Raw genomic sequence first — 25538 nt, forward strand, 5'->3', positions numbered from 1 at the left:
CCTGTGTTATCACGCGGGCGCGCGCACTGGCGCGACCGGGCTGCGCTTTCCACCGTTTTGAGGCCATTTTATCCGGCATAACGGTCGCACTGTGGAGTCGGTCACAAGGTCGTAACTCTCGGATCACGCAACGGAATTGTGTGGATCGGTGCTGGGAGAAGTCCCTGGGAAGTCGGGTGTTTAGGGCTGGGGAAAGCGGGCAGAAGAATGCGGGGAGCTGCCCTGGATAAAGCAGCTCCCCGCATTTATGGAATATCGCGTGAACGGCGCGTATTTATGCGCTCGGCCAGGTTTCCGAAACGGCCTTGCGGGCAGTTTCGAAGTCGACCTGCCGGCCCGTGTCGGCCAGCGCCGCCCCCAGGGCCGCGAGCGAGGACTGCACCGCGCCCCGCGTCGCGTCCACACCGTAGTGATTGACCCGGATCATCTCCTTGGACAACGCACCCCCGCCCGCGATCAGCGGCAGCGAAGGATCGGCCGCCAGCGCGCGGGCGACCAGCTCCGCCGCGTCCGCCCCCTCGGGCGCGCGCAGGGTCGTCGCGACCGGCGCCGCGTCCCTCGCCTCGTGGACGTACGGCGTCAGCCCGCCGCCGAGCGCCAGCGCGCCCGCGCGCGTCGCCGCGGCGGCCGAGGCATGCCGGGCCATCAGCGCGTCCAGCCCCTCGCTGTCGATGCGGTCGACGCACGCCTCCAGGGCCAGCATCTCCAGCTGGGCGGGGGCGTGCAGCAGCGCCTTGCGGCCACCGTCGATCCAGCGCTCCTTCCAGTCCAGGAGCGAGAGGTACGAGCGGCGCGGGGCCCTCGGGTTGGCCGCGATCCGCTCCCAGGCGCGCCCGCTCACCGACACCGCCGAGACCCCGGCCGGGCCGCCCATCGCCTTCTGGGCGCCGATCACGCAGAGGTCGACGCCCCACGCGTCGGGCAGCAGCGGCTCGGCGCCCACCGAGGCGACGGCGTCCAGCATGAACAGCGCCCCGTGCGCGCGGACGACCTCGCCGATCTCCGCGACCGGGTTGGTGTTGCCCGTCGCCGCCTCGGCGTGGACCAGGGAGACGAAGTCGATCTCCGGGTGCTCGTCCAGCGCCCGCGCGACCTGGTCGGCGGTGACCGCGGTGTGGAACGGGACCACCAGGTCGACGACCTCGGCGCCGCAGTCCCGCAGCCAGTTCCCGAAGGTCTGCCCGTACGGACCGGTGACGACGTTCAGCGCGGTCGAACCGGGCCGGGCACCGCCCCGGATGCAGCCTTCGAGCGGGAGCAGCGCCTCGCCCTGCATGATGACGACGTCCTGCTCGGTGGTCAGGAGGCCGGCCACCCGCTGCTCGATGGCCGCGAAGCGCGCGGCGGTGAGCGGGGCGAGGTCGAGGAACGGGTGCGTCACGGTGGTGCTCTCTTCGGATCGGGGGCCGTGCGCGGCGGTGCCGTGAACGGACGGGGCTACCGTCGAAGCGTACCGAGGGGCCCGGAAGGGGGCTCGTACAGTGCTGTTCATGAGTGATCGCAGAGCAGCGAGGGTGCTGCACGTGAAGGGGCGGGTGCTCGTCGGACCCGACGACGTCCGGGACGAACTCTGGGCCGTCGACGGGCGGATCACCTACGAGCGGCCGGCCGGGGCCGACGGGGCGGTGACCGTCACCGGCTGGGCGCTGCCGGGGCTGGTCGACGCCCACTGCCATGTCGGGCTCGACCTGCACGGCGCCGTCGACGCCGTGACCAGCGAGAAGCAGGCGGTCGACGACCGGGAGGCGGGGGCGCTGCTGCTGCGGGACGCGGGTTCGCCCGCCGACACCCGGTGGATCGACGACCGCGAGGACCTGCCGAAGATCATCAGGGCCGGGCGGCACATCGCCAGGCCGCGCAGGTACACCCGGAACTACGCCCACGAGATCGAGCCGGAGGACCTCGTCGCGTACGTCGCGCAGGAGGCGCGCCGGGGCGACGGCTGGGTCAAGCTGGTCGGCGACTGGATCGACCGCGAGGTGGGCGACCTGACCGCCTGCTGGCCCCGCGGGGCGGTCGAGGCGGCCATCGCCGAGGCGCACCGGCTGGGCGCCCGGGTCACCGCGCACTGCTTCGCGGAGGACTCGCTGCGTGATCTCGTCGAGGCCGGGATCGACTGCGTCGAGCACGCGACGGGGCTGACCGAGGAGACGATCCCGCTGTTCGCCGAGCGCGGTGTCGCGATCGTCCCGACCCTGGTCAACATCGCCACGTTCCCCTCGCTCGCGGCGGGCGGCGACGCCAAGTTCCCACGCTGGTCGGCCCATATGCGGCGGCTGCACGAGCGGCGCTACGACACGGTGCGCGCCGCTTACGACGCGGGGATCCCGGTCTTCGTCGGCACGGACGCGGGCGGGGTGCTCGCCCACGGACTGGTGGCGGACGAGGTCGCGGAACTGGTGAAGGCGGGCATTCCGCCCCTGGACGCGCTGTCCGCGACCACCTGGGGCGCCCGCGCGTGGCTCGGGCGGCCGGCGCTGGAGGAGGGGGCCCCGGCGGACCTGGTCGTCTACGACGACGACCCGCGGGCGGACGTGCGGGTGCTGGCGGCGCCGCGACGCGTCGTGCTGAACGGCCGCGTGATCGGCTGACGGCAACCGGGGACGCGCCGCGTCGACGGACGGTCGCCGGACGCGTGCCGTCCCGTCGAAGCACGCTGCCTATCGGTCCCCAGGTCGTTATCCGCGCTCCCCGTCGTGATCGGCCTCCGCGCCGTCCGCGCTCGGCGGAACGGGTGAGCCGGAGGAACGCGCGTACCGAGATATTCGAATAGAGACGCGGAAACGCCCCTTTAGGGTGAACTCACGTCAGGTGTCTGCCGGTTCACCCTCTGTGCGAAAAGCTGTCGGGGTCGAGGCCACCGGTGCCCGCGATGTCCCCCATTGGGCGGTACCGGTGGCTCCATGTCTCTTGTGGGGGTTCCACCATCTTGAACAGCAACACCTTCCGCCTGGCCGCCCTGGCGGTCGCCGCCGCTCCGGTCGCCCTGCTGGCCGCCTTCCCGGCGCAGGCCGCCGCCGCGACCACCGCGACCGACGGCGACGGGAAGGCGAGCGCGGTCGTGCTCCGCGCCGCGCTCGACGTCTCTCTTCTGAACAAGGCGGTCGAAGTGCCGCTCAGGGCCTCGCTCAACGAGGTGCACGCACCGGCCGACGCCAAGCAGACCGCGCTCAGCGTGCGGCTCGACGGGGTGGACGGCGGCCGGCCGGTCAACGTGCTCAGCGCCGACGTGGCCACCTCGGACGCGACCGTCGACAAGCGCCGGGCCGAGGGCTACAGCAACGTGGTGAAGGCCCGGATCCACGTGCCCGGACTGCCGGCGCTGCCGCTGGTCGAGGTCGAGAAGGTCACGTCCAAGGCGGTCTGCGAGGTGGGCCGCAAACCGGTCGCCGAGTCGAACGTGCTGGGCCATGTGACGATCCTGGGGCAGCGGATCGACCTCTCCGCGGGCGGCACGACGCACATCGAGGTGCCGGCCGTGGGCGAGGTGACCCTCGACCTGTCGAAGAAGAGCACCACCTCGCGCACCGCGGCGGCGACCGCGTTGCAACTGAAGGTCTCCGTCAACCCGCTCAAGCTGAACGTCGCCGACGTGCAGGGCGAGGTCACCCTCGTCCAGGCGACCTGCGAGACCCCGAAGGACACCGGGGGCGGCAGCGACGGCGGCTCCGGCAACGGCGGGAGCGGAAGCTCCGGCGGATCGAACAACGGCGGATCGGGCAACGGCGGTACGGACGGCGGTGGTTCGAACACCGGTGGCGCGAACAGCGGCGGCTCCGGGAACGGCGGGTCCGGCAACGGCGGCGCCGACGGCGGCGGTTCGAGCGACGGCGGCGCCTCCGGGAACGGCGGCGGCAGCGCGGGTTCCACCGGCGGCGACGTGAAGCCCCAGACCGGCACCGGCCACGCCCCGGACGGCAACCTCGCCGAGACCGGAGGCAGTTCCGCCACGCCGTACATCGCGGGCGGCGCCGCCGCGCTGCTGGCGGTGGGCGCCGGGGCGACGGTCCTGGCCAGGCGCCGCGCGCGGAGCTGAACGCGTCCGTGACCGAACGTGCCCGTGGCTGAGCGGGCTCGCGAGCGACCCTGGGGCCGGCCGGTCCCTCCGGCCCCGGGGTCCGCGACGGACGTCCCCGTCCACGCATGACGTCCATGTGCCCCGTCCGTGGCGACGGTGCTCGGGTCCGGCCGTGCCTGGCGCTGCCCGGAGCCGTCCGTGCGCGAGGGCGGGGAACCGGCCGTCCGCCGCTGCGGTCGGGTCCGTGCGTGACGGCGGCCGGCGCACGGACATCGGCGCACGGATGTCAGCGCACGGACGTCAGCGACTGCAACGCCTGGTCGAGCGACTGGAGGAAGCAGTTGGTCGTCGTGCGCCCGCGCACCGCCAGCCGCAGCCACTGCGGCCCGAGCCCGGGGAACGTGTCCCCGCGACGCACCGCGAACCCCAGCACCCGCAGGCGTTCGCGCACCTCGGCGGCCCGTTCCAGCCGCATCAGAACGAACGGGCCCTCGGCCGGTTCGGCGACCTCCACCTCGGTGAACTCCCGCAGCCCCGCGACCAGATGGGCCCGGTCCACCGCGATCCGCTCCGCCGCGGCGGCGGCCTCGGCCAGGGCCCGCGGCTCCATGCACGCCCCGGCCGCGGCCAGCGCCGGGGACGACACCGGCCACAGCGGCTGCGCCGCCTCCAGCGCGGCCACCGTCTCCGGGGCGGCCAGCACGTAACCGATCCTGAGCCCCGCGAGTCCCCACGTCTTGGTGAGGCTGCGCAGCACCACCAGGCCCGGCACGTCCGTCCGCCCGCACAGTGCCTCGCGTTCGCCCGGCACCGCGTCCATGAACGCCTCGTCGACCACCAGCGTCCGCCCGGGGCGCGCCAGTTCCTCCAGCACGGCCGCCGGATGCAGGACCGAGGTGGGATTGGTCGGGTTGCCGACCACCACCAGGTCCGCGTCCTTCGGCACGGCCGCCGGGTCCAGCCGGAAACCGTCCTCGGCCCGCAGCAGCACCCGCCGCACCTCGTGCCCGGCCGCGCGGAGCGCCGCCTCCGGCTCCGTGAACTGCGGGTGGACCACGACCGGGCGGCGGGCCGGCAGCGCCCGCGCGATCAGCACGAACGCCTCCGCCGCGCCCGCCGTCAGCAGGACCCGCTCGACGGGCAGCCCGTGCCGGGCCGCGACCGCCGCCCGCGCCGGACGCCCGTCCGGGTAGGCGGCGAGCGAGCCCAGCGCATCGGCGATCCGCTCCCTCAGCCAGGCCGGGGGAGTGTCCGCCCGTACGTTGACGGCGAGATCGGTCAGATCCCGGCCCCGTCCCCGTACCTCCGCGTCACCGTGGTGCCGCAGGTCGTACGTGCCCGCGCCTGTCGCGTCGGGACTTTCAGTGGGAGTGTGCATGACCGCCGTGGTGGTGGTGATGGTGGCCGTCGTCATCGGGGTGGAAGTGCGGCTGCTGTGGCAGCCCCACCTTGTCCTCGAAGCCCGGCAGCGCGATTCGGTACACGCATGAGTCGCAGTTCATCCGCAGATCGCCCTCGACCGCCTCCCCGTAGCGCTCCATGACCAGGTCGTACAACTCCTCGGCCGCACCGATGACCTCGGCGCAGCGGACGTCGGACTCCGGGTGGGCGGCGGCCCACTCCTCGGCCTGATGACGGACCCGGTCCGGCAGGACACCCGTGAAGAGGAAGTACGGCAGAACGACTATGCGCCGGGCACCCAGCCTGACGCAACGGTCGAGACCCGACGGCACGTCCGGCGCCGCGAGCGAGACGAACGCCGTCTCCACGCCCGCGTAGCCGCGGCCCTCCCAGAACAGCCGCGCCGCCTTGAACACCTCGGCGTTGGCGTCCGGGTCGGTGGAACCGCGCCCGACCAGCAGCACGGTCGTCTCCGAGCGGTCGGTGTCGCCCAGCACCTCGTCCACCCGGCGCTCCAGCACCTTCAGCAGCTCCGGGTGCGGGCCGAGCGGACGGCCGTAGGTGTACGCGATGCCGGGGTGGCGGTCCTTCTCGCGGGCCAGCGCCGCAGGGATGTCCCCCTTGGCGTGCCCGGCCGACACCAGCATCAGCGGCACGGCGGCGAAGCGCCGGACACCGCGCTCCACCAGCTCGGTCACGGCGTCGCCGAGCGGCGGCGGGGACAGCTCGATGAAACCGCCCGCGACGGGCAGTTCGGGCCTGCGGCGGCCCAGTTCGGCGACGAACTCGCGGAACGCGGCGGCGCCGCCGTCGTCCCTGGTGCCGTGACCGGCGACGAGCAGGGCGGGCCGGTCGGGCGGGGTGGCGGGAGTGGTCACAGGTTCTCCTCGGTGTGATTCACGGTGGTTCACGGGGATTCGGGGGAGTGGTACAGCAGGGCGTTGAGCGCGGCCGAAGCGACGGCCGAACCGCCCTTCTCGGACACGTTGCTCACGGCGGGCAGACCGCTCTCGCGCAGCGCCGCCTTCGACTCGGTCGCGCCGACGAAACCGACCGGCAGCCCGATGACGAGTGCGGGCGCGGCATCGAGGACGAGCAGTTCCTCCAGCGCGGTGGGCGCGTTGCCGATCACCCAGATCGCGCCGGGCCCGACCTCCTCGTACGCGAGCCGGATCGCATGGGCCGAACGCGTCAGGCCGGGGCCGGACCTGGCCCGACGCAGACGGCACACGGTCTCGCGCCGGGTGATGCCCGCCGCGACCATCTCCACGTCGGTGACGACCGGCGCCCCGGCGTGCAGCGCCGCGTGCCCGGTGGCCAGCGTCGCCTCGTCGCAGACCAGGTCCGTGGCGTAGCCGAGGTCTGCCGCGGAGTGGATGACCCGCTCCACGACCGCCCGGGTCAGCGGCGGGAAGTGCGAGGTGTCCAGGCGGGCGCGCAGCCGCCGGTAGGACTCCTGCTCGATGGGGTGGACGGCCCGCTCCCAGGGACGGTTCATCGCCCGCCCTCCCCGGTCCCGGCGGCCGACTGCCAGCGGTAGCCGCGCGGCGTCACCATGCGGCCCGCGATCTGCCGGGTGGCCGTGTTGCCGACCGTCACCACCGTCATCATGTCCACGGTCGCCGGGTCCAGGGCGGCCAGGGAGGTCACCCGGACGCTCTCGTCCGGGCGCGACGCGTTGCGCACCACACCGACCGGAGTGGCCGGATCCCGGTGCTCCGACAGGATCGACAGCGCCTCGGGAAGCTGCCAGGCGCGGCCCCGGCTGCGCGGGTTGTAGAACGTCACGACGATGTCGGCCTCGGCCGCGGCCCGCACCCGGCGCTCGATGACCTCCCACGGCGTGTGCAGGTCGGAGAGGCTGATCGACACGTGGTCGTGGCCCAGCGGGGCGCCCAGGACGGCGGCGGCGGCCAGCGCGGCCGTCACCCCCGGCACGCCGACCACGTCGATGTCCGCACCGGCCTCGGCGAGCGCGGGCGACGCCATCGCGTACACACCCGCGTCACCGCTGCCGATCAAAGCCACCGCACGGCCCTCGCGCGCCTCGGCGACCGCGGTGCGGGCCCGCTCCTCCTCGGCGCCCAGCCCCGACTCCAGGACCGTGGTGCCGGGCCGCAGCAGATCCCTGATCTGGTCCACGTACTGGTCGAGCCCGACCAGTACCGAGGCCCGCCGCAGCTCCTCCCGGGCCCGGGGCGTCAGCAGGTCGCGCGCGCCCGGTCCGAGACCGACCACGGCCAGCCGCCCGCGCGGGGCCCGGCGCACCACCGCGCACGTCGCCATCGCCGCCCGTCCCTCGGACCCGGGAGGCGGCGTCGACTTCCGCTTCGGCACGAGGAGTTCGCCCCCCTCCGCGAGCGCGGCGGCCTCCGCGACCGACGGCGTCCCGACGGCGGCGAGCGGCGCGCCCGACGGGTTGGGCACCTCGACCCCGGCCAGCGCCTCGGCCGCGTACGTCCGCAGCGGAACGCCCAGCCGCGCGGCGGCGGCGACGATCCCGGGTTCGCCCGCCTTCGCGTCGACCGTCACCAGTTCGGCGATGCTCAGCGGCGAGAGCCCGGCCTCGCGCAGGGCGTCGTGGACCAGGCCCACGACCTCGTCCACCGGCGCCCCCCTGGACGCGCCGACGCCGACCGCGAGCGACGCGGGCCGCACCACGGCCCGCCGCGCCCCGGACTCCACGAGCCGGTCGGTGATGTGCAGCACCGCGGCGTCCGCCGGGTCCGCGGGCACGGAACCGGGGGCCACGCTCGGCGGCAGCGCGGGCAGCGGCCACACCGCGTCCGCCCGCAGTTCCACCGGGGCGCCGTCGAGCATCGCCCGCGACACCCCGGCCACATCGCCCTCCACCGGGAGGCCCAGCATGTCCAGGCCCAAAAGTCCGGCCGCGTCCGTCGCGGTCGTCACGACCGGGGCCGCGCCCAGGACCTCGCCGACCGCCTCGGCCAGCGCGTTCGCCCCGCCGGCGTGCCCGCCCAGCAGCGCCACCGCGTGGCGGCCCGCCTCGTCGACACAGACGACGCCCGGGTCCGCGGACTTGTCGGACAGCAGCGGCGCGAGCAGCCGCACCACGGCCCCCGTCGCGAGGAAGCAGACCAGCTGCTCGCACTCGGCGAACGCCCGGTGCACGGCCTCGCGCACCGGCCCCTCGTAGACCACGGCACGGTCGGGCCAGGCCGCGGCCAGCCGGTCGCGGGCGGCGGCGCCCGCCGCCGTCGCGGAAATCAGGCCGATCACTGGGTCGCTCCTTCACTTGCGCCGACACGCGCGGCAACCATGCCCGCACGCTCGCCTGCCTGGGCCGAGGGACGACTGCCCCACAGCAGAAATACCGGATTGGTCGCGGCGAGCCGGGTCACCTCACCGGGCAGCGGCGCCAGCCGGGAGGACTGCAGCAGCACGCCCTCGGGCTCCAGCCCGGCACCGGCCAGCGCCGCACGCACCTGCGGCACCCGGTCCAGGGCGGCCAGCGCCACCACCACCGTGCGCCGCGCACGCCGGGCGCACGCCGTCACGACTGCGGGCAGTTCGCGCCCGCCACCGCCGACGAACACGGCGTCCGGGTCGGCCAGATCGTCGAGCGCGGCCGGGGCCGAACCGTGCACCACATCGACGTACACCCCGTGCGCGGACGCGTTCGCCCGGATCCGCCCGACCCCGTCCGCGGCCTTCTCCACGGCGACGGCCGCGGCGCCGAGCCGCGCGCACTCCACTGCCACCGAACCCGATCCGGCACCGATGTCCCACACCAGATCACCGGTGCGCGGGCCCAGCCGGGCCAGGGCCAGGGCCCGCACCTCGAACTTGGTGATCATCGAGTCGCGATGCTCGAACTCGGTCTCCTCCAGCGCCCATCGGCCCGGCCCCACGGACGGCCCCGCGAGGGTCCGCGCCGGGGACGGCGCCCGGGACTCGTCCAGGCACAGCACCACGCTCACCGGATCCGGCCAGTCGCGGGCCACCGCCTCGACGGGGGTGAGCCGCTCGACGCGCTCGCGTCGCGGATCGCCGAGCGCCGTCGCCACGACGAGCGTGCGCCCCCCGGCCCCGTGGAGCAGCCCGGCCGCGAGCTCCGCCGGTCCGGTACCGGGGCCGGTCAGCACGGCCACCTTCGGGTGCGCCAGACACGCGTGGACGGCGGTGCGGGGGTCCCGTCCGTGCGCGCTGACCACGACCGCGTCGTCCCACGTCAGCCCGAGCCGGGCGAACGCGACCGCGACGGACGGCGCACCCGGCCGTACATCGAGCGCGTCCGCCCCGAACCGCTCGGCGAGCGCCCGTACGATCCCGAAGAATCCCGGGTCGCCGGAGGCCAGCACGACCACCCGTGCCTCGTCCCGGGCCAGGTGTTCGGCGACCCGGTCGAGCGCGGGCGCCAGTGGACCGAGCACGATCCGCCCGACATGCCCGGCGTCCTGGGTACCCGTGCCCGGGTACGCGGCCTCCAGGTGGCGCCGGGCGCCGAGCACCAGCGTGGCCGCCTCCAGCGCCTCTTGGGCCTCGGAGCCGAGCGGCTCGCCCGTCCCCGTGCCGAAGACCCGGATCGGCGCGGCCGTCCGCGCGCCGGTCCCCGTACCGCGAGCGCCGCTCACGAGCCGGACCGCTGGGCGCGCAACTCGGCCCGCGCCGCCCTGTCGGCCTTGCGGAAGCCGTGGAAGTGGCCCGGGTGGTACAGGTGCGAGCGCGTCCCCGACGACGACAGCGCCGGGCCGACGAGGAAGAGGGTGTGCTTCCAGAGCCTGTGCTCCTTGACCGTCTCCTCCAGGGTTCCGACCGTGCAGCGCAGGATCAGCTCCTCCGGCCAGGTCGCCTGGTACGCGATCACGACCGGCGTCGACGTCGGGTATCCGCCCTCCAGCAGCTCCTGGGTGAGCTGGCCGGAGCGGGCCGCCGACAGGAACAGCGCCATCGTGGTGCCGTGGCGCGCGAACTCCCGCACCTCCTCGCCCGGCGGCATCGGCGTCTTGCCGCCGCCGAGCCGGGTCAGGATCACCGACTGCGCGACCTCCGGGATCGTCAGCTCCCGCCGCGCGATCGCCGCGACCGCCGAGAACGACGACACCCCCGGTACGACCTCGACCGCCACGCCCAGCTCGGCGCACCGGTCGATCTGCTCCTGGGTGCCGCCCCACAGCGCCGGGTCGCCGGAGTGGATGCGGGCCACCTTCAGCCCCTCGGCGGCGGCGCGTTCGTACACGGCGACGACCTCTTCCAGCGACATCCGCGCCGAGTCGAGGATCTCCGCGCCCTCCCGGGCGTGCTCCAGGACCTCCGCCTGCACCAGGCTCGCCGCCCAGATGACGACGTCGGCGTCCGCGATGGCCCGCGCCGCCCGGAAGGTCAGCAGATCGGCGGCGCCGGGTCCGGCACCGACGAACGTCACCCGGCCTCGGGCGGGCGCGTCGGCCGCTGCGGACGTGTCGGCCGTGTCGACGGCTGCGGCCGCGTCGGCTGCTTCGGACATGGGACGGGGTCCTTTCAGAAAGGGGAACATGCGGGGCCCACAGGGCGTATGGGGCCTGCGGGTCATGGGGACGGCGGGGGATCAGGGGCGGAGGGGAGAAGCCGGGGCGGGAGCGGCGGGAGACGGGACGGGCCCGCCGGGACGCGCCCCGCGGCGTCGACCGGCCGACGAGGGCCGCGGGCGGTGCGCGCGGCACCCGACGGCGTCGGCCGGACACCGCGACACCGCCCGCGCGCGCCTCACAGCTTCCCGCCGCGCCCGCCGTCGCGCGGCGCGGGCGCGATCAGCGTCGACAGATACGGCAACGGCCCCTCGTCCAGGTCCGCCGCCGGCCGGATCGACTCCTCGGGCAGCCCGAGCGCCGAACCCCACACCGCGTCCTCGGTGCGGCCGGTCTCCCGCAGCGCCGCGGCCACCTCGGCCGCCAGCCGGCCGAACTTGTACGCGACGACCGTCCCCGGGCCCTCCAGCGCCCGCCTCAGCACCGCCGCGCCCGCCGTCACCGGCACCAGCGTCAACGGCTCCGTGCCCTCCGTCAGCACCGCGCCGCTGCGGGCGGCCAGGTCCTGCATGGCCGTGATCCCGGGCACCGTCTCCACGGCCGTCCCCGGCAGCAGCGCGCCGATCGTCTGGGCCAGATACGTGAACGTCGAGTACACGTTGGGGTCGCCGATCGTCGCGAACGCCACCGAGCCGTGCGTCCGCAGCAGCTCCGCGACCCGCTCACCGGCCGCGTCCCACGCGGCCTCCCGGCGTGCCCGGTCGCTGCGCTCGTTGAGCGCGAACACCACGCGCACGACCTTCTCGGAGGGCACGTAGTGCAGCACGGTCGCCTCGGCCCGCCCCCGCTCACCGGTGTCCATCACCGGTACGACGACGACCGCGGCGTCCCGCAGCGCGTTCACGCCCTTGACGGTCACCAGCTCCGGGTCACCGGGCCCGACACCGACGCCGATCAGCCTGCTTTCACCCTGACCGTGGTTCACCCTTCGCACCTCTCGACGAATCGACGGGCCGCAGCGGGCGTGGCGGCCCAGTGCGTATGCAGATAGCTCGCGTGCACGCCCCGCCGTACGAATCCCTCCACGCGCCGCTCCGGCTGGTGCAGGCCCCACGCGGGACGCTCTCCCGCGCCCGGCTCCAGGACCGTGCGGTGGAACTCGTGCCCGCGCGTCCGGGTCCCGGACGCCGCCAGCACGCTGTCGCAGACCGCCACGGCGTCCCGGTAGCCCAGCGTCAGCCGCTTTGACATCCGTGCCTCGGCGTCCAGCACCCCGCACATCGGCAGCCCGTCGAGCGAACGCGCCAGATACAGCAGCCCCGCGCACTCGGCGGCCACCGGAGCTCCGGACTCCGCCAGCGCGGCTACGGCCCCGCGCAGCGCGGCGTTGGCGGACAGCTCCGAGGCGTACACCTCCGGGAAACCCCCGCCGATCACCAGCCCGCGCACGCCCTCGGGCAGCGCCTCGTCCCGCAGCGGATCGAACGGGACGACCTCGCCGCCGGCGGCGGCGAGCAGTTCGGTGTGCTCGGCGTACGAGAACGTGAACGCGGCCCCGGACGCGACGGCGACCCTGCGCGAACCCGGGGCGGGCCGGGCGACGGGTCCGCCGCACGCGTCCACCACCGCCGCCGGGTCCCACGCCTCGCCGGGCACGTCGGGCGCGGAGCGGGCCAGCGCCCACAGCGCGTCCAGGTCGCAGCCCGCCCGCACCCGGTCCGCCATCGCCGCGACCGCGTCCAGCGCGTCGCGGCGCCGCTCGGCCACCGGCACGAGCCCGAGATGCCGTGACGGCACCGCCACCTTCTCCGTCCGCCGCAGCACCCCCAGCACCGGCACGCCCGACTCGTCCAACGCCTCCCGCAACAGCGCCTCGTGGCGCGGCGAACCGACCTTGTTGAGGACCACCCCGCCGATCCGCACCCCCGGATCCCACGAGGCGAAGCCGTGCACCAGCGCGGCCACCGAGCGGGACTGCGACGAGGCGTCGACGACCAGCACCACCGGCGCCCGCAGCAGTTTCGCCACCTGCGCGGTCGACGCCAGCTCGCCGTTCCCCGCGGCGCCGTCGTACAGGCCCATCACGCCCTCGACGACCGCCAGGTCGCAGCCGCGCGCCCCGTGCGCGAACAGCGGGGCCACCAGCTCCGGGCCGCACAGGTACGCGTCGAGGTTGCGACCCGGCCGGCCCGTGGCCAGGGCGTGGTAGCCGGGGTCGATGTAGTCGGGCCCCACCTTGTGCGGGGACACGGTCAGACCCCGCCCCGCGAAGGCCGCCATCAGCCCCGTGGCCACGGTCGTCTTGCCGCTCCCCGACGCGGGCGCGGCGATCACCAGACGTGGAACGTTCACCGGTCACCACTCACCGTTCGCCCGGCGCGCGCCCGGCGCCCGCTCCTTCTCCCACTGCCGATCATGGGCGAGGTCGTCACCATTCGATGCCCCGCTGGCCCTTCTGGCCGGCGTCCATCGGGTGCTTGACCTTCGACATGTCGGTCACCAGATCGGCGGCGTCCACCAGCTCCGGCGGCGCGTTGCGACCCGTGACGACGACGTGCTGGGTACCGGGACGGCTCCGCAGCACCTCGACCACCTCGGCGGTGTCGACCCAGCCCCAGTGCATCGGGTACGCGAACTCGTCGAGGACGTACAGCCGGTACGTCTCGGCGGCCAGATCGCGCTTGACCTGCTCCCAGCCCTCGCGGGCCGCCTCCTCGTTGTTCAGCTGCCGGTCGCGCTGCACCCACGACCAGCCCTCGCCCATCTTGTGCCAGGCGACGGTGCCGCCCTCGCCGCTGGCGCCGAGGACCTTCAGCGCGTTCTCCTCGCCGACCTTCCACTTCGCCGACTTGACGAACTGGAAGACCCCGATCGGCCAGCCCTGATTCCAGGCGCGCAGCGCGAGCCCGAAGGCCGCCGTCGACTTCCCCTTCCCGATGCCGGTGTGCACCACCAGCAGCGGACGGTTGCGGCGCTGACGGGTGGTGAGCCCGTCGTCCGGCACGCTGACCGGCTGTCCCTTCGGCATTACGCCGCCCTCCTGTCGGTTCCCCGGACGTCCTTGACCAGACCCGCGATCGAGTCGGCCCGCAACTCGTCGAGCGTGACGGCGACCGAGCCCAGATCGCGGGCGAGGTCCGCCGCGAGCCCGAGCCGCACCGGGCCCGACTCGCAGTCCACGACGACGGAGGCGGTGCCCTCCGCCGCGTGCAGCCGCGCCGCCCGCGACGCCAGCGCCACCGGCTCCGGCCCGCCCGTCGCCCGGCCGTCGGTCACCACGACCAGCAGCGGACGCCGCGACGGATCGCGCATCCGCTCCACGCGCAGCACCTCATGGGCCTTCAGCAGCCCGGCCGCGACGGGGGTGCGCCCGCCGGTCGGCAGCGCCTCCAGCCGTGCCGCTGCCGCGTCCACCGACGACGTCGGCGGCAGCGCCACCTCGGCGCCCCGGCCCCGGAAGGTGACCAGACCGACCTTGTCCCGCCGCTGGTACGCGTCCAGCAGCAGCGACAGCACCGCGCCCTTCACGGCGCCCATCCGCTGTCGGGCGGCCATCGACCCGGAGGCGTCCACCACGAACAGCACCAGGTTGCCCTCGCGCCCCTCCCGGGTGGCCTGCCGCAGATCGTCCCGCCGCACCACCAGCCCCGGCCCCGACCGCCCGCGCGCCCGCTGGTGCGGGGCCGCGGCACGTACGGTCGCCGCCAGGTGCAGCTTGGTCAGCGCCCCGTGCGGACGCCGCGCGCCGGTGGTGCGCCCGTGCTCGGTGCGCGCCCGGGAGCGCCGCCCCGCCGCGCCCTCGCCCAGACCGGGCACGCTCAGCGTCTTCGCGCGGAACGGCTCGGCGGCCCGTACCGGCTGCTGCTCACCGCCGCCGGACGACCGCCCCTGCTCCTGCTCGCCGCCCTGCTCGGGAACGGCGGGGGCGGGCGTGTCACCGGCCTCCGCGTCGGGCCGCGGCGGAGTGTCCGGGCCGTCGCCCCGTGGGGGCCGGCCGCCGCCGTCGGGGCCGTCCGGATCCGGGTCGTCGTCCTCGCCGCCGTGCTGCTCCAGCGCCTCGTCGAGCTTGTCCTCGTCCAGGCCCGGAGCGTCGAACGGGTTGCGCCTGCGGCGGTGCGGGAGCGCGAGCAGGGCGGCCTGCCGCACGTCCTCGGCCAGCACGTCCGTACGCCCCGCCCAGGCGGCCAGCGCGGTGGCGGTCCGCGCCATCACGATGTCCGCGCGCATCCCGTCCACCTCGAACGCCGCGCAGGTCGCCGCGATCTGCCGCAACGCCCCGTCGCCGAGCCGCACCTCGGGAAGCAGCGCCCGCGCGGCGGCGATCCGCGCCCGCAGCGCCGCCTCCTCGTCGGCCCACTGCGCGGCGAAGGCGGTGGGATCGGCGTCGTACGCGAGGCGCCGGCGCACCACCTCGACCCGCTGGTCGGTGTCGCGGGACGCGGCGACCTCCACGGTCAGTCCGAACCGGTCCAGCAACTGCGGCCGCAACTCGCCCTCTTCGGGGTTCATCGTGCCGACGAGCAGGAACCGGGCGGCATGCCGGACCGAGACGCCCTCGCGCTCCACGTACGAGGCGCCCATGGCCGCCGCGTCCAGCAGCAGGTCCACGAGATGGTCGTGGAGCAGGTTGACCTCGTCGACGTACAGGATCCCGCGATGGGCGTCGGCGAGCAGCCCCGGCTCGAACGCCTTCACGCCCTCGGACAGCGCCCGCTCGATGTCGAGCGCCCCGACCAGCCGGTCCTCCGACGCGCCGACCGGCAGCTCCACCGTCCGGGCGGCCCGTGCCGCCCCGGACCCGGCCTCGTGCGGGCCGTCCGGGCACGCCGGATCGGGCGCCGCGGGGTCGCAGGAGAACCGGCAGCCGGGAACCACGTCGACCTCGGGCATCAGCGCGGCGAGCGCCCGCACGGCGGTGGACTTGGCGGTGCCCTTCTCGCCGCGCACCAGCACGCCGCCGACCGCGGGCGAGACCGCGTTCAGCAGCAGCCCGAGCCGCAGATCGTCCTGCCCGACGAGGGCGGTGAAGGGGTACGGCGTGTTCACGATGCCTCCTTGGGCGAACGGCGTGATGTCACTGCCCCCGGCGCGGGGGAGGGGAGCGTTTGGGCGCCCGCCCGTCGCCCCCGGGGAAACCTCCGGGCGCTCACTCGTCGCCCTCCAGATCGCCTTCGAGCTCCAGGTACGTGGCCCGCAGCCGCTCCAGGGTCTTTGCGTCCGGCTCCGCCCACAGCCCGCGCTCGGCCGCCTCCAGCAGCCGCTCCGAGATCCCGCGCAGCGCCCAGGGGTTGGACTTCTTCATGAAGTCGCGGTTGGTCTCGTCGAAGACGTACTCGGCCGACAGCTTCTCGTACATCCAGTCGTCGACGACCCCGGCCGTGGCGTCGTACCCGAAGAGGTAGTCCACGGTCGCGGCCATCTCGAAGGCGCCCTTGTACCCGTGGCGCCGCATCGCCGCCATCCAGCGCGGGTTCACCACCCGCGCCCGGAACACCCGGTGCGTCTCCTCGCCCAGCGTCCGCGTGCGCACCTGGTCCGGCGTGGCGCTGTCCCCGACGTACGCCTCGGGCGAGGTGCCGGTCAGATGCCGCACCATGGCGACCATGCCGCCGTGGTACTGGAAGTAGTCGTCCGCGTCGACCAGGTCGTGCTCGCGGGTGTCGACGTTCTTCGCCGCCACCGCGATCCGCCGGAACGCCGTCTCCATGTCCCCGCGCGCCGCCCGCCCGTCGAGCCCGCGCCCGTAGGCGTAACCGCCCCACACCGCGTACACCTCGGCCAGGTCCGCGTCCGAGCGCCAGTTCCGGGCGTCGATCAGCGGCAGCAGCCCCGCCCCGTACGCCCCCGGCTTCGAACCGAAGACGCGGGCCGTGGCCCGGCGCCGGTCGCCGTGGACCGCCGTGTCCTCGTCGGCGTGCGCCCGCACGTAGTTGGACCCGGCCGGCTCGTCCAGCTCCGCCACCGCCCGCACCGCGTCGTCGATCAGCCCCACCACGTGCGGGAAGGCGTCCCGGAAGAACCCGGAGATGCGCACCGTCACGTCGATGCGCGGACGCCCCAGCTCGTTCAGGGGCACCACCTCGAAGCCGGTCACCCGGCGCGAGGCGTCGTCCCACACCGGACGGCAGCCCAGCAGCGCCAGGATCTCCGCGATGTCGTCGCCCTGCGTGCGCATCGCGGACGTGCCCCACACGGTCAGACCCACCGACTTCGGGTACTCGCCCGTGTCCGCGAGGTAGCGGGCGATCAGCGAGTCCGCGAGCGACTGCCCGACCTCCCAGCTCAGCCGGGACGGAATCGCCTTCGGGTCCACCGAGTAGAAGTTCCGGCCCGTCGGCAGCACATTGACCAGACCGCGCGTCGGCGAGCCCGACGGGCCCGCCGGGACGAAGCCGCCGCGCAGCGCCCGCAGGATGTGACCGATCTCGTCCGTCGTCCGGGCCAGCCGGGGCACGACCTCCTCGCACGCGAAGCCCAGCACGGCGACGGCGTCCGGGAGTTCGTGGCCCAGCACCTCCCGCACCAGCCCCGCCGCGCCCGCCACGTCCCAGCCGCGCTCCTCCATGGCCTCCGCGAGGCGGCGGCACAGCTTCTCCAGCAGATCGATCGCGTCCGCGCCGGTGCGCGCCGGACCGTCGACCAGCTCGGTCAGCTCCGCCGGCACCTTCACAGGGGCGCCCGGCTCGGCCAGCAACTCCCGTTCGCTCAGCCCGAAGTGGGCCGCGATCGAGGCCCGCAGACCCGGCAGCGCGTTCGCTGTGCCGCCCCACACCTGGGACGCGCGCAGCACCGCCAGCACCAGGTTGACCCGCGCCTCGCCCACCGGGCCGCCGCCCAGGACGTGCAGGCCGTCGCGGATCTGCACGTCCTTGATCTCGCACAGGTAGCCGTCGATGTGCATGACGAACTCGTCGAACGCGTCGTCGTCCGGCTGCTCGTCGACATGCAGGTCGTGGTGGAGCTCGGCGGCCTTCACCAGCGTCCAGATCTGCGCCCGCACCGCCGGGGCCTTCGCCGGGTCCAGATCGCTGACCAGCGCGTACTCGTCGAGCAGCTGTTCCAGCTTGGCCAGGTCGCCGTAGGTGTCGGCACGCGCCATCGGCGGCACCAGATGGTCCACCACCGTGGCGTGCCCGCGCCGCTTGGCCTGGGTGCCCTCACCGGGGTCGTTGACGATGAACGGGTAGACCAGCGGGAGTTCGCCCAGCACCGCGTCCGGTCCGCAGCCCGCGGACAGGCCCAGGCCCTTGCCCGGCAGCCACTCCATCGTGCCGTGCTTGCCCATGTGCACGACGGCGTCCGCGCCGAACGAGTTCTCCAGCCAGCGGTACGTCGCCATGTAGTGGTGCGACGGCGGCATGTCCGGGTCGTGGTAGATCGCGATCGGGTTCTCCCCGAAACCGCGCGGCGGCTGGATCAGCACCACCACGTTCCCGAACCGGAGCGAGGCCAGGACGATCTCGTCGCCGTCCACGTACAGCGAGCCCGGCGGTTCCCCCCAGTGCTCCAGCATCGCATCCCGCAACTCCGGGTCCAGCGTGGCGAACCAGGCCCGGTAGTCGGCCAGCGGCACCCGCGCGGGGGCGGCCGCGAGCTGCTCCTCGGTCAGCCACTCCACGTCGTGGCCACCGGCCTGGATGAGACGGTGGATCAGCTCGTCGCCGTTGTCCGGATATCCGTCGACCGTGTATCCGGCGCCGCGCAGCGCGTCCAGGACCCGCACCGCCGACGCGGGCGTGTCCAGACCGACCGCGTTGCCGACCCGGGAGTGCTTGGTCGGATAGGCGGTGAAGACCACCGCGATCCGCTTCTCGGCATTCGGCTTGTGCCGCAGCGCGGCGTGCCGCACCGCGATCCCCGCGACCCGCGCGGCCCGCTCCGGATCGGCCCGGTACACCGGCACGTCGTCCGGGCCCTGCTCCTTGAAGGAGAACGGCACGGTGATCAGCCGGCCGTCGAACTCGGGGATCGCCACCTGCATCGCCGCGTCCATCGGGGACAGCGCGGCGTCCGACGCCTCCCACGCGGCACGCGCCGAGGTCAGGCACAGGCCCTGGAGCACCGGGATGTCCAGCTCCGCCAGCGCGCCGATGTCCCACGCCTCCTCGTCGCCCCCGGCCGACGCGTCCGACGCGCGGGTACCGCCCGCCGCCAGGACCGTGGCGACCAGCACGTCCGCCCGGCCCAGCAGCTCGTACAGACCGGCGTCCGCGCCGCGCAGCGAACCGCAGTACACCGGCAGGGCGTTGGCGCCGCGCGCCTCGACGGCCTCGCACAGCACGTCCACGAACGAGGTGTTCCCGGACAGTTCGTGCGCCCGGTAGAACAGCACCCCGACGGTCGGGCGGCCCTCGACGAACTCCCGGTCGCCGCGCACGCCCCACTCCGGCATCCGCTGCGGCTCGGCGAAGCCGTGACCGGTCAGCAGCACCGTGTCGGAGAGGAAACGGGTCAGCTCCACCAGGTTCCCCGGACCGCCCTCCACCAGATAGCGCAGCGCCTCGGCGACGACCCCGGCGGGTACGGACGACTCGGCCATCAGCTCCGCGTCCGGCACGGTCTCGCCGCCCAGCAGCACGGTCGGGATGCCGGACGCCCGCAGCACGGCCAGGCCGTCCTCCCAGGCGCGCTTGCCGCCGAGCAGCCGGACGACGGCGACGGAGGCGCCCTCGATCAGCGCGGGCAGTTCCTCGTGGACGTCGACACGGGTGGGGTTGCCGATCCGGTAGGGCGCGCCGGAGGCGCGGGCGGCGAGCAGGTCCGTGTCGGCGGTCGACAGCAACAGCACGGTGCTCGTGGGGGCGTTCATACGCGTGCTCCAGGTGCTCCGGGGGCGATGAAGGGAAGTCCGGACGGCGCGCCCGACTCGATGAGCCGGAGCAGCGCGCCGGTGTCGGCGTGTTCTTCGATCAGGTCGCCGAGGCGGTCGAGCTGTTCCTCGCGCAGCTCGGCGAAACGGGTGTCGGGGGCGGGGACGAAACGTCGGCCCGCGGCGCGCGCCACCTCGGTCAGGAAACGGCGGCGGAACGCGTCGCTCTCCAACGAGCCGTGCCAGTGGGTGCCCCACACGGCTCCGGCCCGGCAGCCGTCCAGGGCGCGGCCCCGGCCGTTGGTGAAGAACGGCTCGCCGCCGCGCACGTCGGCGACGCCGTGGTGGATCTCGTAGCCCTCGACCGGCGCGCCGAGCGCCTCCCCGACGGGCCGGGCCAGGGTCTTCTCGCGGTCGAACCGGACGCGCAGCGGCAGCAGTCCGAGCCCGTCGACGTGCCCGGCCCGCGATTCGACCTCGTCCTCGATGTGCTCGCCGAGGACCTGGTAGCCGCCGCAGACGCCGAGGATCGGCAGGCCCTCGGCGGCACGCCGGGCCAGGGCGTCGGCGAGCCCGCGCTCGCGCAGCCAGGCCAGTGCCCCGACCGTGCCCCGGGTGCCGGGCACGACGACGAGGTCGGCGTCGGCCAGCTCCTCGGCGCGGTCCACGAAGCGGACGACGACGCCCGGTTCGGCGGCCAGCGCGTCCACGTCGGTGAAGTTCGACATCAGGGGCACGGCGCACACCGCGACCCGCAGCACGTCCTCGCCGTGCGGCGGCGCGATCACCGACTCGCGCACGGCGCCGCGCAGCGAGACCCGGAGCCCGTCCTCCTCGTCGATGCCGAGGCCGTGCGCGAAGGGCAGCACCCCGTACGTCGGGCGGCCGGTGATCTCGCGCAGCATCTCCAGGCCCGGCTCCAGCAGCGACACGTCGCCGCGGAACTTGTTCACGAGATAGCCCGCGACCAGTGCCTGGTCCTCGGCGGAGAGCAGCGCCGTCGTACCGAAGAACGACGCGAAGACACCGCCCCTGTCGATGTCGCCGACCACCACCACCGGGAAGCGCGCCGCCCGGGCGATGCCCATGTTCACGATGTCCGTGCGCCGCAGATTGATCTCGGCCGGGCTGCCGGCCCCCTCGCAGATCACCGCGTCGTACGTGCTCCGCAGCCGCTCCAGGCAGTCCACGACCGTGCCGAGCAGGGCCTCCTGCCGTCCGCCGTGGTAGCCGCGCGCGCTCATCTCGCCCACCGGCCTGCCCATCAGGACGACCTGGCTGGAGCGGTCCCCGCCGGGCTTGAGCAGTACCGGGTTCATCAGCGCGGACGGCTCCACCCGGGCGGCCGCGGCCTGCATGGCCTGGGCACGGCCGATCTCGGCGCCCTCCCGGGTGACGTAGGAGTTCAGCGACATGTTCTGCGCCTTGAAGGGCGCCACCTTCACTCCCCGGCGCGCGAGCCAGCGGCAGATGCCCGCCGTGACGACGCTCTTGCCCGCGTCCGAAGTGGTCCCGGCGACCAGGAGTCCGCCGCTCATGTCCGTCTCCGTCCTGCGCCCGGGCGTCCCGCGGTCAGGAGCCGCGCGGCCCCCGCGGCGCCGTTCATGCCCGCGGGCCGGGCGCCCGTGATCCGTCCCCGTCCCGTGCCCCGTACGTCCGCGAGCCGTCGCGCGGCGAGACCCGCGCCCAGCCGCGCGGCCACGCACACGCCGAGGGCCAGCACGCCCACCCGGCGCGAGAGCCGCACCGCGCGTTCGATGTCCGCGGTCTCCACCGCCCGGCCCGTCTCCCCGTTCAGTACCGGGCGGTGCTCCACCCGGCCCCCGTACGCCAGCGTTCCGCCCAGGCGCACGCCCAGCGCGCCCGCGAACGACGCCTCCACCGGGCCCGCGTTGGGGCTCGGGTGCTGCGCCGCGTCGGCCCGCCAGGCCCGTACCGCCTCGCGCGGCCGTCCGCCCGCGACCACGGCGAGCACGGCGGTCAGCCGGGCGCCGGGCCATCCCGCGAGGTCGTCGAGGCGGGCCGAGGCCCAGCCGTAGCGCCGGTGGCGGGGCGACTTGTGGCCGACCATCGCGTCCAGGGTGTTGACCGCGCGGAAGCCGACGAGGCCGGGCACACCGGCCAGCGCCCCCCACACCAGGGCGCCCACCACGGCGTCCGAGGTGTTCTCGGCCACGGACTCCACCACGGCGCGGGCGATCTGCGGCCCGTCCAGGGAGTGCGGGTCGCGCCCGCACAGATGCGGCAGGCGTTCCCGGGCCACCGCGACGTCCCCGGCGGCCAGGGCGCCGCCGACGGCCCGTGCCTCCCGCCCCAGCGAGGTGCCGCCGACCACGGACCAGGTGACGGCCGCGGCCAGCGCGACGGAGGCGGCGGGGTGACGGCGTACGGCACGGGTGAGCAGCGCCGCACCGCCCACGGCGCCTCCGGCGCAGACGAGGGTGTGCAGCGCGCCCCACCCGCGGTGGTCGCGCCACAGACGGCGTTCGACGCCCGCCGCGGCCCGCCCGAAGGCGGCGACCGGGTGCCCCCTGCGGGGGTCACCGAGCAGCAGATCGCCGATCAGACCGGCTGTGGCGCCGTACGCGAATACGCGATCGGCACGCATGGCTCAGTCGGCCGTCGCGCCTCGGAGGGCCTTCGTACGGGCGGCTCTCGGCGAGAGCGCCGGGGCAAGGGACGCACGGCTGCCAGGCATGGCGACTTGTCCTCACTCAGGGTCCGCGCCCTGGTTCGACGTGACCGGCGACCAGAGTCTCCTGGCTCCCGGATCCGCGATTCCCCCGGCCTTCCAGCCCGCTCGCGCGTGCCGTGACTTCCCGGTGTGGGGGACCGCTCCCCGGTGACAGTGGCGGGACCGCGCCGGATTCGCACCGGCTTCCTCTGCTGTCGCCGTAAATGGCTCCGGCAGTCCACCACGCTCTGCGAACGCCCGTCAACTTGCCGTTGACCTGCGGCGGGCAGTGTGCTGAGGCCCACATCGGGACGGGGACACGACGACGGGCCGGACGCGCGAGGTGCGTCCGGCCCGTCGGGGCTGCGAAAAGTGGGTGCGAGGGGAGGGTCTCAGGCGACGATCAGATAGATCCCGTACGCGACCGCCGCCGCGCACAGCGCGAAACAGACGTACGCGCCCGCACGCGCCAGCACCCGTGATCCGCCGGAGCCGCCCTGGGCCGCCGCCTCGGGCTGCTTGGCGAGACCGACGATGCCGAGGGTGAAGACGCCCACCAGCGCGACGGTGACGACGAGGGAGACACCGAAGACGGAGCCGAGGGCTGCCCAGTCGATTTTCATGCTGCTTCCTTAGACGGTCTGCGGACGGTCCGCGTGTTCGGTCGGGTGCCGGTCACGGCACCAGTGCTGTGGCCGGAAGGGTGTGCCGGGGAGCTCGCGGCGTCCGGTGCGGTGCGTCGCAAGGCGGAGGATGGCCGGGACGTACTCGGGTGATGCGACAACGCGGCGAGGTGCCGTGCCGGGCGTCGCGAGCCGGTGAACCTTTCCGGTCACGGCACTAGACGGCGGCGGGACGCGCCGGGTCCTGGGCGGTGGCGGCCGGGGCGGTGGCCGTGGGCGTGGCCGGGATGATGGTCATGAGGTCCTGCGCCGCGGCGGTGGCCGCCACGGTGGGCGGCGGGCTGACGGCGGCGATGGCCGTGGTGACGACGCCCGCGGGTTCGACGGCGCTCTCCGAGGGAGCGACATCCCCGTGGCCGACCGGCTTGCGGCGCGAGACCAGCCAGATCGAGCCGGAGCCCACGACCAGCAGCGCCGCGACCACGACGACGCCCCAGGTGCCCTGCTGGGTCAGGAACTCGGCGCCCGCGCCGACCAGGCCCGCGGCCGGCAGGGTCAGGCCCCACGCGACGAACATCCGGGTGGCGGTGGACCAGCGGACCACGCCGCCCTGGCGGCCGAGGCCCGCGCCCATCACGGCGCCGGAGCAGGACTGGGTGGTGGACAGGGAGAAGCCGAGGTGCGAGGAGGCGAGGATGACCGTGGCCGCGCTGGTCTGGGCGGCGAAGCCCTGCGGCGGCCTGAGGTCGGTGAGGCCGCTGCCCATGGTGCGGATGATGCGCCAGCCGCCCAGGTAGGTGCCGAGCGCGATGGCCGTACCGGCGGAAACGATGACCCAGACGGGCGGGTTGGCGCCGGGGTGCAGCACACCACCGGTGACCAGGGCCAGGGTGATGATGCCCATGGTCTTCTGCGCGTCGTTGGTGCCGTGGGCGAGGGAGACCAGCCCGGCCGAGGCGATCTGACCGGCGCGGTAGCCCTTGGCGGTGGCCTTCTGCTGGGCCTCGTCCCGGATCTTCCCGCCGATCCGGTACGTCAGCCGTGTGGCCAGCAGCGCGGCGAACCCGGCGACGATCGGGGCGGCGACCGCGGGGATCAGCACCTTGGTGACGATCGTGCCGCCGTTGACCGAGGACCAGCCGGCCGACATGACCGCGGCGCCGATCAGCCCGCCGAACAGGGCGTGCGAGGAACTGGACGGCAGCCCGACCAGCCAGGTCAGCAGATTCCACAGGATGGCGCCGACGAGTGCCGCGAAGATGACCTCCGTGCGCAGCCCGTCCTCATTGATGATCCCACCGGAGATCGTCTTGGCGACCTCCACGGACAGGAACGCGCCGACGAGGTTGAGAACGGCGGACATGGCCACCGCGGTCTTCGGTTTGAGTGCGCCGGTCGAGATGGTGGTGGCCATCGCGTTGGCGGTGTCATGGAAACCGTTCGTGAAATCGAACACTAGAGCTGTCACGATCACAATCGCGAGAAGCAGCGTGATGTGTTCCATTTACCCAGGCAATCGTTCGACGTCATTGGCAGGTTGACGGTAGGCAACTTTGGTGAACGGGAGATGAACTGAGCGGGGCTTCATGGTGTCCCCGAGGGACGCTTCGGAACGGTTCGCGGCCACCGTGTCCGCCGCCCCCGCCTCGTCGTCACTCTTCGTGGTTCCTTCGGTCGGTCGTGTGTACCTATGCCCGGCGGGCTGACAGGATCACGGTCATGAGTGATCAGCAACGGGACGCGAGCGATCAGCAACAAGGTGTGATCGAACAAACCTGGGCCGATCTCGTCACCACCGCCCGCAGGACGGCGGCGGACGGTCTGGTCGTCGGCACGTCGGGCAACGTGTCGGCCAGGGTCGGCGACACGATCCTGGTCACCCCGAGCGGCGTGCCCTACGACCGGCTCGGCCCGCAGGACGTGGTCGGCGTCGATCCGGAAGGAAATCAGGTCCTCGGCGTACTGACCCCCACCAGCGAACTCCCGCTCCACCTTGCGGTCTACCGGAACACCGACGCGGCCGCCGTCGTGCACACCCACGCGGTGCACGCCACGGCGGTCTCCACCCTGGTCCCCGAGGTCCCGTCCATCCACTACGCCGCCGCCATGCTCGGGGGACCGGTGCGGGTGGCGGCCTACGCACGTTACGGGACCGAGGAACTGGCCGCGAACATGCTGGACGCCCTGCGCGACCGCACCGGCTGCCTGCTCCGCAACCACGGCACCGTCACCCACGGAGCCACCCTGGACGAGGCGTACGACCGGACCGCGCAGCTGGAATGGCTGTGCCGGCTCTGGCTCGCCGCCGTCTCCGTACCCGGACTGTCCCCGGCCCTGCTCACCCCGGCCCAGCTGGACGACGTACGGGAGGCGCTGAAGGGATACGGACAGGCACGCTGACCCCGCCGGGCACCGGCGAGCGGCCGTTTCCGCCTTCCGCTTCCGCCTTCCGCCGCGTGCCCGACGGCGGCCCGTGCCGTCCCCCGCCGGGCGCCGTGCGGACCCGTCCGGGTGGCAGGGCGCGACCCGCCCCACCAGACTGGAA

The 25538-nt window shown here is 74.3% G+C and carries 17 protein-coding genes, 3 pseudogenes and 1 riboswitch; of the genes and pseudogenes, 4 read left to right on the forward strand and 16 right to left on the reverse strand.

The window, feature by feature from the left end; all coding sequences use genetic code 11:
- Window positions 1-274: 274 nt before the first annotated feature.
- Window positions 275-1381, reverse strand: a complete 1107-nt coding sequence (locus tag ACFYY6_RS22160) for an aminotransferase class V-fold PLP-dependent enzyme (RefSeq protein WP_351518288.1) — start codon at window positions 1379-1381, stop codon at window positions 275-277.
- 133 nt (window positions 1382-1514) lie between these two features.
- Here ACFYY6_RS22160 and ACFYY6_RS22165 point away from each other — a divergent pair, with 133 nt between their 5' ends.
- Together ACFYY6_RS22165 and ACFYY6_RS22170 are read left to right on the forward strand one after the other, a co-directional pair.
- The gene (locus ACFYY6_RS22165; protein WP_386608651.1) at window positions 1515-2591 is read left to right on the forward strand and encodes an amidohydrolase family protein; all 1077 of its coding nucleotides are present in this window, start codon (window positions 1515-1517) and stop codon (window positions 2589-2591) included.
- Window positions 2592-2929: 338 nt separating this feature from the next.
- Window positions 2930-4036, forward strand: a complete 1107-nt coding sequence (locus ACFYY6_RS22170; protein ID WP_351518286.1) for an SCO1860 family LAETG-anchored protein — start codon at window positions 2930-2932, stop codon at window positions 4034-4036.
- Window positions 4037-4304: 268 nt separating this feature from the next.
- Here the strand turns inward: ACFYY6_RS22170 and cobC are convergent.
- The 14 genes and pseudogenes from cobC to ACFYY6_RS22240 all read right to left on the reverse strand — a co-directional run.
- Window positions 4305-5447 (reverse strand): annotated as a pseudogene (cobC, locus tag ACFYY6_RS22175) (Rv2231c family pyridoxal phosphate-dependent protein CobC); the annotation flags it as partial.
- Window positions 5380-6297: a sirohydrochlorin chelatase gene (locus tag ACFYY6_RS22180; protein ID WP_351518284.1), complete on the reverse strand. Its 918-nt coding sequence runs from the start codon at window positions 6295-6297 to the stop codon at window positions 5380-5382. The pseudogene cobC and the gene ACFYY6_RS22180, both read right to left, overlap by 68 nt.
- 29 nt (window positions 6298-6326) lie before the next feature.
- Window positions 6327-6917 carry a precorrin-8X methylmutase gene (locus ACFYY6_RS22185; protein ID WP_351518283.1) on the reverse strand — a complete coding sequence of 197 codons (591 nt, stop codon included), beginning with the start codon at window positions 6915-6917 and terminating at the stop codon, window positions 6327-6329.
- The gene (gene cobJ, locus ACFYY6_RS22190; RefSeq protein ID WP_389194735.1) at window positions 6914-8659 is read right to left on the reverse strand and encodes a precorrin-3B C(17)-methyltransferase; all 1746 of its coding nucleotides are present in this window, start codon (window positions 8657-8659) and stop codon (window positions 6914-6916) included. Before cobJ ends, ACFYY6_RS22185 begins: the two co-directional genes overlap by 4 nt.
- Window positions 8656-10014, reverse strand: coding sequence for a precorrin-6y C5,15-methyltransferase (decarboxylating) subunit CbiE (gene cbiE / locus ACFYY6_RS22195; RefSeq protein WP_389194738.1), 1359 nt, complete (start codon window positions 10012-10014; stop codon window positions 8656-8658). Before cbiE ends, cobJ begins: the two co-directional genes overlap by 4 nt.
- Entirely contained in the window at window positions 10011-10886 is an 876-nt protein-coding gene (cobM, locus tag ACFYY6_RS22200) for a precorrin-4 C(11)-methyltransferase (protein ID WP_351518278.1), read from the reverse strand. Before cobM ends, cbiE begins: the two co-directional genes overlap by 4 nt.
- Before the next feature lie 239 nt (window positions 10887-11125).
- Complete coding sequence (cobI, locus tag ACFYY6_RS22205) at window positions 11126-11872, reverse strand: precorrin-2 C(20)-methyltransferase (protein ID WP_351623485.1); 747 nt, start codon at window positions 11870-11872, stop codon at window positions 11126-11128.
- Window positions 11869-13239, reverse strand: coding sequence for a cobyrinate a,c-diamide synthase (locus ACFYY6_RS22210; protein ID WP_386608630.1), 1371 nt, complete (start codon window positions 13237-13239; stop codon window positions 11869-11871). Before ACFYY6_RS22210 ends, cobI begins: the two co-directional genes overlap by 4 nt.
- A 76-nt stretch (window positions 13240-13315) precedes the next feature.
- Window positions 13316-13915 (reverse strand): cob(I)yrinic acid a,c-diamide adenosyltransferase, encoded by a 600-nt coding sequence (cobO, locus tag ACFYY6_RS22215; RefSeq protein WP_351518273.1) that lies wholly within the window; start codon window positions 13913-13915, stop codon window positions 13316-13318.
- On the reverse strand, window positions 13915-15933 hold the full coding sequence (locus tag ACFYY6_RS22220; protein ID WP_389194742.1) for a putative cobaltochelatase: 2019 nt from the start codon (window positions 15931-15933) through the stop codon (window positions 13915-13917). The genes cobO and ACFYY6_RS22220 overlap by 1 nt, the downstream gene beginning before the upstream one ends.
- Before the next feature lie 100 nt (window positions 15934-16033).
- On the reverse strand, window positions 16034-19696 hold the full coding sequence (cobN, locus tag ACFYY6_RS22225; RefSeq protein WP_389194745.1) for a cobaltochelatase subunit CobN: 3663 nt from the start codon (window positions 19694-19696) through the stop codon (window positions 16034-16036).
- Entirely contained in the window at window positions 19693-21234 is a 1542-nt protein-coding gene (locus tag ACFYY6_RS22230) for a cobyric acid synthase (protein WP_351518270.1), read from the reverse strand. Before ACFYY6_RS22230 ends, cobN begins: the two co-directional genes overlap by 4 nt.
- Window positions 21231-22304, reverse strand: coding sequence for a cobalamin biosynthesis protein (locus ACFYY6_RS22235; protein WP_389194748.1), 1074 nt, complete (start codon window positions 22302-22304; stop codon window positions 21231-21233). Before ACFYY6_RS22235 ends, ACFYY6_RS22230 begins: the two co-directional genes overlap by 4 nt.
- A 144-nt stretch (window positions 22305-22448) precedes the next feature.
- Window positions 22449-22581: riboswitch (cobalamin riboswitch) on the reverse strand.
- Between the two features lie 181 nt (window positions 22582-22762).
- Window positions 22763-22993, reverse strand: coding sequence for a hypothetical protein (locus tag ACFYY6_RS22240; protein ID WP_351518267.1), 231 nt, complete (start codon window positions 22991-22993; stop codon window positions 22763-22765).
- Between the two features lie 296 nt (window positions 22994-23289).
- Between ACFYY6_RS22240 and ACFYY6_RS22245 the strand changes: the two are divergent.
- A pseudogene (locus ACFYY6_RS22245) lies at window positions 23290-23403 on the forward strand (hypothetical protein); the annotation flags it as partial.
- 131 nt (window positions 23404-23534) lie between these two features.
- Here the strand turns inward: ACFYY6_RS22245 and ACFYY6_RS22250 are convergent.
- Window positions 23535-24497: pseudogene (locus ACFYY6_RS22250) on the reverse strand (anion permease); the annotation flags it as partial.
- A gap of 215 nt (window positions 24498-24712) precedes the next feature.
- Here ACFYY6_RS22250 and ACFYY6_RS22255 point away from each other — a divergent pair.
- Window positions 24713-25393, forward strand: a complete 681-nt coding sequence (locus ACFYY6_RS22255) for a class II aldolase/adducin family protein (RefSeq protein ID WP_351623479.1) — start codon at window positions 24713-24715, stop codon at window positions 25391-25393.
- Window positions 25394-25538 lie beyond the last annotated feature (145 nt).

It is taken from the genome of Streptomyces sp. NPDC001750 (genome assembly GCF_042892615.1).
Classification (GTDB): Bacteria; Actinomycetota; Actinomycetes; order Streptomycetales; family Streptomycetaceae; genus Streptomyces.

Coding starts and splice junctions, on each gene's coding strand:
- ACFYY6_RS22185 (WP_351518283.1), bottom strand. CDS start 6,917: ATGAACCGTCCCTGGGAGCGGGCCGTCCACCCCATCGAGCAGGAGTCC.
- cobM (WP_351518278.1), bottom strand. CDS start 10,886: ATGTCCGAAGCAGCCGACGCGGCCGCAGCCGTCGACACGGCCGACACG.
- cobO (WP_351518273.1), bottom strand. CDS start 13,915: ATGCCGAAGGGACAGCCGGTCAGCGTGCCGGACGACGGGCTCACCACC.
- cobN (WP_389194745.1), bottom strand. CDS start 19,696: ATGAACGCCCCCACGAGCACCGTGCTGTTGCTGTCGACCGCCGACACG.
- ACFYY6_RS22230 (WP_351518270.1), bottom strand. CDS start 21,234: ATGAGCGGCGGACTCCTGGTCGCCGGGACCACTTCGGACGCGGGCAAG.
- ACFYY6_RS22235 (WP_389194748.1), bottom strand. CDS start 22,304: ATGCGTGCCGATCGCGTATTCGCGTACGGCGCCACAGCCGGTCTGATC.
- ACFYY6_RS22240 (WP_351518267.1), bottom strand. CDS start 22,993: ATGAAAATCGACTGGGCAGCCCTCGGCTCCGTCTTCGGTGTCTCCCTC.
- ACFYY6_RS22255 (WP_351623479.1), top strand. CDS start 24,713: ATGAGTGATCAGCAACGGGACGCGAGCGATCAGCAACAAGGTGTGATC.